5 protein-coding genes are annotated in these 6518 nt (G+C 71.7%); all 5 read right to left on the bottom strand.

All coding sequences use genetic code 11. From position 1 onward, the window contains the following. Positions 1–1677 (bottom strand): condensation domain-containing protein (locus tag VGS97_RS17820; protein WP_326854694.1); only part of this gene is annotated, 1677 nt, incomplete at its 3' end. Next, positions 1677–2600 carry a hypothetical protein gene (locus VGS97_RS17815; RefSeq protein ID WP_326854693.1) on the bottom strand — a complete coding sequence of 308 codons (924 nt, stop codon included), beginning with the start codon at positions 2598–2600 and terminating at the stop codon, positions 1677–1679. The genes VGS97_RS17815 and VGS97_RS17820, both read right to left, overlap by 1 nt. Continuing rightward, on the bottom strand, positions 2597–3994 hold the full coding sequence (locus VGS97_RS17810) for a condensation domain-containing protein (protein ID WP_326854692.1): 1398 nt from the start codon (positions 3992–3994) through the stop codon (positions 2597–2599). Before VGS97_RS17810 ends, VGS97_RS17815 begins: the two co-directional genes overlap by 4 nt. After that, the gene (locus VGS97_RS17805; protein WP_326854691.1) at positions 3991–5037 is read right to left on the bottom strand and encodes a MupA/Atu3671 family FMN-dependent luciferase-like monooxygenase; all 1047 of its coding nucleotides are present in this window, start codon (positions 5035–5037) and stop codon (positions 3991–3993) included. Before VGS97_RS17805 ends, VGS97_RS17810 begins: the two co-directional genes overlap by 4 nt. Continuing rightward, on the bottom strand, positions 5034–6518 hold a 1485-nt coding region (locus tag VGS97_RS17800; RefSeq protein WP_326854690.1), incomplete at its 5' end, for a beta-ketoacyl reductase. The genes VGS97_RS17805 and VGS97_RS17800, both read right to left, overlap by 4 nt.

Raw genomic sequence — 6518 nt, 5'->3', positions numbered from 1 at the left:
GATCGCCGTGGCGTCCGGGCGTGCCTGCGCGGTGCGGTGCACGGCGGCGTTGAGCGCGGCGAGTTCCAGGTCGGTGCGCGTCGCGTTGGAGCGTTCGCGCTCTGCCGTCTGCGCGGCGGGCAACAGCGGCGCTTCCCGGCGCGTCCACGCCTCGGGGTGCTCGGCGAGTTCGAGGATGCGGGCGTGGTGATAGTCGGCCAGGTCGGGGATGAGGCCCTCGGGGAAGCGGGCGGCGGCGTAGTCGAAGTTCCACACCAGTTCGCCGGCCTCTTCGTACACCTGATGGTCGAGCCGGACCTGCGGCGTGCTCACCCAGCTGTCCACCAGCCGCGCGGTGGGCAGCGGCAGCAGGAAGTCCGCGCCGTCGACCAGGTCCAGGCCGCTGGTGAACACCACCGGGGCCGGATTGCCGTCCCCTGCGCGCACCCGGCGCAGCTCGCGTGCGACCCAGACTCCTGATACGTCGATGTGCTTGAGCGCCGTGAACACCGCTCGTTGTGCGCTGCGCGCTCGGTCGGCGAATCCGCTCCCGCCCGCGTCGCCACCCGACTCGCACTCGACGAGCACGGTGGTGCTGCAATTGCCCCAGACCTGCGCCAGGCCAGGGTGTTCGGCTGGGCGGTGCGCGGCGAGCACGGCGAGTAGCGCGGGCTCCTGATCGGACCAGCGTTGCAGCGCCTCGACGTACAGCGCGAACAGTGCCGAGCCCGGCGGGATGCCCAGCCGTGCGCCGTGGCTGCGGAAAGCAGCCCACTGTTCTGCGTCCAGTCGACGTTGGATGCGGCGCAGCGCGGCGCCGTCCTTGCCCGCAGTGGTGTTGCGCGCCACGCTCTCGGGCAACGCCGGGGCGAGCGGCAGCCGTTCCAGCCGCTCGTGCCAATGGCCTAGCGACTGAGCGTAGCGCGCGCCTGCGCGCCGGGCGGTGATCGCAGCGACGTAGTCGGCGTAGGACATCACGGGCGGCTCGGGCCGGTAGGCCGGATCCGTGTAGCAGCGTGCGAGTTCACGGAAGAACAACTGAGTGGTCACGCCGTCGAAGGCGATCAGGCGCAGTGCCAGTTGCAAGCGATACCCCGTCGGCATCCGTACGAGGCGCAGAAGGAGGGGACACCCGGCGTCGAGCGGCGGCATGGCCGCGGCGATGCCCGCGCGCAGTTCGCGAATGCGGGCCTCGGCCTGCAATTCGGTCAGCGCGCTGAGATCGGCCTGTGCGAGTTCGGGGCCTGCGTCGTTGAACGGGACGATCCGCTGCGTACCGTCCGACGCGACGGCCAAGCGCAGGTTGTCATGGGTCGTGCGCAGGACTCGCAGGGCGGCTTCGAGCCGCGCCGGGTCGGCGTCGTCGAGGGCGTATTCGTGGTAGAAGACGGCGGGTGCCCGGTCCTCGAACAGTTCCTGCTCCCCCACCAGGTACGCCTGCTGGAGGTCGGTGAGTGGAAAAGGATCGGTGCCGGGGACGGCACCGGAGGTGGCGCCTACGGCCGCGTGCGTGGGGGCGGTCGCCGCGGCGTCGGCGGCCAGCAGCGCGAGCAGCTCGTCGCGCTTTTCCCGCAGCCGTGCGCGCAGATCGTCGTCGAGCGCTCCCGGCGGCGCCGAGTAGCGCAGCTTCCCGTCCTGCGCGTACAGCACCACGCCGAGGTCGTCGAGTCGGCTCAGCAGTTCCTGAACGCTCGGCATCACGGCTCCCGGGCGCGCAGCGCGACCGCGCCGAGGTGGGCGATGCCGGAGCCGAGCAGCACGAAGCCGTCGCCGGGCTTCGGCTCGGCGCTGCGCAGGTGGTCGGCGAGGTTGATCAGCGGGTCGGAGCCGAGGCAGTGGCCGATGCGCCCGATGCCGTCGAAGTGGATCTGCTGCTCGCTGAAGCCCACGTCGGGCAGGTACATGCGCAGCACCCGCCGGGAGAAGTTGCTGGGGAACAGCCGTGCCGCCGTTTCCGGCGGCCGGTCGTCGGCCTTGGCGAGGCGGGCGAACAGCTCGCGGTGCGCGTGGATGCGCGCGATCAGCTGCCCCTGCGTCGTCGTGGTCGAACGCGCGAGCTCGGGACTGCGGTGCTGCGCCGCGGCGGTGATCCGCAGCGGGCCGCGCGCCGAGACCAGGGCCGTCGCCGCCGCGTCGCTGCCCACGGCCGCGCCCCCGGCCAGGATCCGGCTCGCCGGGCTGACCACGTCCACCAGGTCGACGCTGACCACCAGAACGTGCCGGAAGGTTCCGTCGCGCACCAGCGAGGCGGCGAGCATCAACGCGGCCATCGCGGTGGCACAGTCGAGCAAGCCCATGTTGAACATGCACGCCGACGGCGTGCCCAGCTCGGCGGCGAACTCGGCGACGTCCCGCTTGCCCAGCGGACAGTCGCTCGCCACGACCACCGCGTCCACGTCGGACGGGTCGAGCCCGGCCAGCGAGAGCGTGCGCTGCGCGGCGGGCAGCGCAAGCTGGAGCGCGGAGGAGTCCGTGTGCCGATACACCGCGAAGCCCGCGTCCGGACTGAGCAGCGCGGCGGCCAGGTCAGGGTCCTGTGCGAATTCGTCGAGCTGCTCGGCAGGGCTCTCATACTCGCCCAGCTCGTACGCGACCGCCCCGAGCGCCGCCTCGCCGCTCACCGCCCGCCTCCCGGCGTGGCGACGGCGGTCGCGAGCGCGACGAAACGGTCCGCGAAGCGCTGAATCGTGTCCTGTTCGAACAGCGCGGTGTCGTACTCGATCCACGCGTGCGCGCCGTCGGGCTCGTCATATACCGCGACGGTGAGGTCGTATCGCGCCGTGCCCTTGTCAACGTCCGACGGGACGACCTGCGCGGCGCCGAGGGCGCGTGAGGAACGGCTGAGGTTCTCGAACACGAAGACGACATCAAACATCGGATGCGCCCCCTCGACGCCGCGTCCCTTGTCGGCGGCGAGCAGTTCGATCGGGTACGCCGCGTGCCGTTGCGCCTCCAGTAGCGCCGCGCGGCACGCGCGCAGCCGCTCGGCAGGCGCGGCGTCACCCTCGACCCGCCAACGCACCGGCAGCACGTTGAGCAGGTACCCGACGAGCCGGTCGGTCCCGGCCGCGGTGCGGTTCGCCTGGAAGGTGCCGAAGACGACGTCCGGCCCGCCGGACAGTTCCGCGAGCCCATCGCCGAGGACCGTGCACCACGCCTGGAACGGCGTGGCGGACTGTGTGCGCGCGAAAGCGGTCAGGGACGGCGCGACGTTCTCGGGCAGCGCGAAGGCGTGGCGTCGTCCACGGCCGGTGCGTCCCTGCGGGCGCGGCTGGTCGGTGCGCAGCGGCGGCGCCGGATCAGCGAGCAGTTCGCTCCAGTACGCCTCGGCGCGTCGACCGGCGTGGCTGGCGGCCCACCGTCGCTGCCAGTCCTCGAAGTCGGCCGGGCGCAGTGCGTCGGCGGCGCGGGACGGTGCCGTGCCGGATTCGTAGGCCTCTGCGATACCGTCCAGCAGCACTTCGAACGACCATGCGTCGAAGACCAGATTGTGCACCGCGAGCAGCAGCCAGTGTTGCTCGTCCCGGCCCGCCACCACGGCGCGCAGCAGTGGACCATGTTCGAGGTCGAATGGTTCCCAGGCCAGGTCCGCGGCGAGGCGGTGCGCCTCCGCGTCCGAGAGCACATCGGCGTCGGCGTGCAGGCGTACGTCAGGGTCCACCGACTCGCGCACGCACTGCGTCACTTCTCCGTCCGCTGATGTGAACGTGGTACGCAAGGCCTCGTGCACGCGGCAGGTGTCGATCAACGCTTGGCGCAGCCGTTGCGCGTCGATCGGGCCGTCGATCCGCATCGCCTGGCACACGATGTCCACCGGCGTGTCAGCGACCTGAATCTGGGTGTCCCAGATGCGCCGCTGCGCCGGGGTGAGCGGAAACGGTTCGTCCGGGTGCGCGGAGCGTTGCGGCACCGGTTCCGCCGCGGCGGCGCGTAGCTGCCGTTCGAGCAGCGTGCGCTGGTCGGGCGAGAGCCGGGAGATCCTGGTGGCCACGGCGGCCAGGTCCGTCACGGTCATCCCTCCTCCTCGTCGTCGAAGCGCCGCCGCAGCGTCGCCAGGTGGGTCAGGCTGTCCACGACGAGCGGCTCGTCGACGCCGAAGTCGATCAGGCAGGCGATCTCGTCGACGCCGAGCCCGGCGAAGCGCTCGACCACGTGCGCGCACGAGTCGGGCGTGCCGAGCAGGGCGCCCTTGTTGAAGTACTTGTCGAAGGCGAACGCGATCAGCGCGTCCTGGTCACCGCCGGACATGTCACGCACGCCCATGCCCGGCGCCAGGTTGCGCTTCTGCGAGTCGATCACGGTGAAGAAGGAGCGCAGGTAGGCGGTGAACGGCCCGCGCACGGTCTCGCGCACCTCGTCCAGGTCGGTGCCGAGGAAGGTGTGCAGCATCAGGGTGACCGTGTGGTCCTCCGGATCGTGGCCGTGCTCGACCAGGGTCTTGCGATACAGGTCGAGCTTCTCGCCGAGTTCCTCGGTGGTCATGTCGATCAGCGCGGTGAGCACGTTGCAGCCGAGCCGCCCGGCGGTGACGAAGGTGTCCGTGCTCTTCGTGCAGGCCAGCCACAGCGGCAGGGTCGGCTGCACCGGCTGCGGGTGCAGTTCGACCTCGACGTTGTTGCCGAGCCCGTCGCGCACGCTGACCGGCTCGCCCTCCCACAGTGCCCTGACGGTCTCGACCGCGCTCCACGTCAGGCTCCTGCGGTCCTCCCAGTTCTCCGGGCGGAACGCGAAGTCGACCGGGCTGAACCCGGTGGCCAGCGCGATTCCGACGCGCCCCCTGGACAGGTTGTCCACCATCGCCCACTCTTCGGCGATGCGCAGCGGGCTGTGCAGCGGCGCGACCACGCTGCCGGCGCGGATGCCCAGCCGGCGGGTCGTCATCGCCAGCGCCGCGCCGAGCACCGAGGGGTTGGCGTACAGGCCGCCGAAGCGGTGGAAGTGCCGTTCCGGCGTCCAGATCGCGGTGAACCCGTTCTCGTCCGCGAACCGGGCGGCGTCCAGCACGAAGCGGTACTTCTGCCGCTCGTCGCCGGAGAAGAAGATGAGGCTGAACTTCACACGCGCTCCTTCTCGGTCGGTGCCGGCGCTGTCGTCGGTGCCGGGGTCGTCAGCGCCCTCGGTGTCGCCGGTGTCACTGCCTGCTCCGCGAGCGCGGCCGCGACTTCGGCGGGGTCCATCGCCTCGACTCGCGCCAGCAGGTTCTCCAGTTCCGCGGCGAAGTACGGCTCGGCGAACTCCGCTTCGATCAGCGCCAGCAACGCGGCCTCCGGTGAGCCGGACGCGCCGGACGTCCGGTCGGCGGCGTGCCGGGCCTCGATCAACGCGGTCAGTGCACGCGCGGTCGGCTCGTTGAGCACGTCCGCGAGCGGCACTTCGACCTTCAGGTGCGCACGCACGTCGGAGAGCAGCTGCACGATCATCAGCGAGTCGCCGCCGTGGTCGAAGATGTCCGCGCCCGCGTCCAGTTCCGGTTCGCCGAGCGCGTCGGCCACCATCCGCCGCACCTGCTCCAGCAGCCCGCCGTCACTCGCGTCGCCGACCACGCGGCCAGTTTCGGACAGCGCGCCGGCTTGGTCCCGCGCCACGCGCACCCAGCGGTCGAGCCGCTGGTTCAGATCCCAGGTGGAGACGGAGACCTGGGAGACGTCGCGCAGGCCGAGGATGCGCCGGATCGCCTCAAGCCCCTCGTCGGGCTGGATCGCCTTGTCGTCCATGACCCGGCCGATCGCGGACAGTGCGCGCTTCTCGTCCTGGTGGTGCTGCCACACGTCCCAGTCCGCTGCGATCCACACCGCGCGCTCACGCCCGCGGTTGGCACGCGCGGCGGCGGCGTCCATGAAGTGGTTCGCAGCTCCGTAGGCGCACAGCCGCAGGCCGCCGAGCACCGAGGCGAGCGAGGACATCAGCAGGCAGAAATCGAGGTCCCGGTCGGCGAGTACGCGTTCGAGCACGATCTGGCCGTGCGCCTTCGGGGTGAAGTGCCAGGCGCATTGTTCGAGCGTTGACGCGGTCACCGTGCGGTCGTACTGCTCGTTGGGCAGGCCCGCGGCGTGCACGACGCCGTGCAGCGCGCCGAAGCGCTCGTCCACGCGGGCCAGCGCCTCGCGGATCGCGCCCTCGTCGGCGACGTCGGCGGCCAGCACCAGCACTTCGGCGCCGAGCTCTTCGAGCCGCCGCAGCCGGGTGATCCGCTGCGCGGTCTCGTCGCCGGCATCAGGGTGCTGTTCGAGCCAGTCGTCCCACTCCTCGCGCGGCGGCAGCGGATCGCGCACCAGCAGCGCGAGCCGCGCGCCGTAGTCGCGCGCGAGCATGCCGCCGATGGTCGTGCCGATCTCGCCGAGCCCGCCGGTGATCAGGTAGACGCCGCCCTGGCGCAGCCGCGACGCCGCGGCGTGCGCCTCGCGCAGCGGCAACCGCTCCATGCCGGCGACCCAGCGGGTGCGCCCGCGCAGCGCCACCGCGACCTCGCCGACGTGCGGCGCGGCCAGTTCGTCGGCGAGCAGCGTCAGAACCCTGTCGTCCGGGTCGGCCGGGATGTC

The sequence above is a fragment of the Actinocrinis sp. genome, assembly GCF_035946395.1.
Lineage (GTDB): Bacteria > Actinomycetota > Actinomycetes > Streptomycetales > Catenulisporaceae > Actinocrinis.
Note: the sequence above shows the minus strand (reverse complement) of the source record. Positions and strands in the feature narration are given on the sequence as shown.

What these genes read in the sequence shown, in the direction of transcription:
- VGS97_RS17810 (WP_326854692.1), bottom strand. Translation starts at nt 3,994, where the DNA reads ATGACCGTGACGGACCTGGCCGCCGTGGCCACCAGGATCTCCCGGCTC.